Genomic DNA, 553 nt, shown 5'->3' on the forward strand with positions numbered 1-553 from the left:
GAAAAGAATTCAACCAAGATTACAACAGGCTTTTTCTAATAATGGGGAAGGCTTCTATGTGTATGCCCCAAAACAAAGAGGAAAGGTGAAGGACCAACTGCGTTATATTGGCCGCTATATTCGTCGACCAGCGATTGGGAACAATCGTATCGAGGAATATGATGGTCAACATGTGACATTCAAATATATGGATAAAGTAGACGGTAAAGAAAAACATGAGACCGTAACGGTAGAAGAATTTATTATTCGATTAATACGTCATATTCCTAATGAACAGTTCAAGACAATTCGTCACTATGGGGTGTATTCTAGAAGGAGTAAGAGCTTAAGCAAAAAGCTATTAGCTACATGGCAACAAGGTACAAGGAAATGGATAGTAAAAGTGAAGAAGACATTACGCCGCCAAACCTGGAGAGAGCGTATTATTTCTAGTGGTCAAAAAGATCCCCTTGTGTGCTCGCATTGCGACAATTACTATGAATACAAGGGAGAAGTGTGTCTAGAGAATGGGAAATTAGAAATAAAGATTGCATTAACAAAAGAAGCAAGGAAT

The 553-nt window shown here is 38.3% G+C and carries 1 protein-coding gene; it reads left to right on the top strand.

The features are described from left to right. Positions 1 to 553: transposase (locus tag Q1A47_RS20590; protein WP_299632759.1), on the top strand; the 553-nt coding region annotated here is incomplete at both ends.

It is taken from the genome of uncultured Virgibacillus sp. (assembly GCF_947495635.1).
Lineage (GTDB): Bacteria > Bacillota > Bacilli > Bacillales > Amphibacillaceae > Virgibacillus > Virgibacillus salarius.